Raw genomic sequence first — 966 nt, forward strand, 5'->3', positions numbered from 1 at the left:
ATCTAGGAAGAAGAGAATTTTTCTTTTCGGAATTTGCGATTATACTTTATTCATTCTTTATAGGAACATCCACAATATTTGCAATTTGTTCATCAGTAGCGGACAAGTATCTTAAGTAAACGATGTGGTTTATAAAAAGGAGCCCTTAGGGGCTCTTTTACTTCTCTTCAATAAGACTCATTCTATTGACCATCAAATCATTCCCATACTCGACAACTGCAGTAGCCACTATATGAGGTGCAGGACTAACCGCTCCAGGAAGATTAGCGAAGATTTTGTTTTCCTCAATCATAAAATTGACCATGTCTCCAAAAACTACAGTCTCACTCCACGATCCTGCAGCCGACCTTTCGTATTCTTTCTTAATTCGTGCTCCGTCAGCCTCTAATTCACAGTAACTGTTTTATCTCCCTTTGTTACTTTGCTCTTAACATCTCTTTTAATAGCTTCTATAGGATTCTCAACAGCAATCTCTGATAAATCTCCCAATTTTAGCACGTGGATCTCCTGTTGAAGAACTCCCGTACCATGACCTTTGGTAAGTATTATTGCAAGCTCATCTTTGTTGCCGATATAAAAATCTCCAGTTTTAACTGTCGGATAGTAAGTCGGGTTTGACGAGATATTCCATTCGAAATCCTTACTTTGATCCTTCGTTTGAATCGTAATCCCTTTAAATAAATCCCCCTCAGCAGGATTAATGGCAGTTATCACAACCCCATTATCTGTTCTAGCCAATTCAACCTTTTTATCCTTTGATTCCATTGAGATCTGATTTGGCTGTTTTACTACTTCAGGCTTTAAATCATCTGATTTTCCACATCCAGCGACTACTAATGTGAGCCCTAATACACATAAAGTTCTTTTAAACAAGATCAACTCCACTCCTCGAATATATAATCCATTTGATGTACAAGAGTATGTAATTACCCATGGTCTATTCAAGGTTATTGCATTTTTGAAAAT

1 protein-coding gene and 1 pseudogene are annotated in these 966 nt (G+C 37.2%); both read right to left on the reverse strand.

Features of this window, described 5'->3' with window-relative positions; translation table 11 throughout:
* Positions 1-157 precede the first annotated feature (157 nt).
* Positions 158-304, reverse strand: coding sequence for a hypothetical protein (locus AC1DUA_RS39080; RefSeq protein ID WP_477504797.1), 147 nt, complete (start codon positions 302-304; stop codon positions 158-160).
* Positions 305-384: 80 nt separating this feature from the next.
* A pseudogene (locus AC1DUA_RS39085) lies at positions 385-966 on the reverse strand (hypothetical protein); the annotation flags it as partial.

Source organism: Paenibacillus sp. 01T422 (genome assembly GCF_056398785.1).

Bases quoted from the DNA above. Each gene is read 5' to 3' on its own strand.
- AC1DUA_RS39080 (WP_477504797.1), bottom strand. From the start codon at position 304: ATGGTCAATTTTATGATTGAGGAAAACAAAATCTTCGCTAATCTTCCT.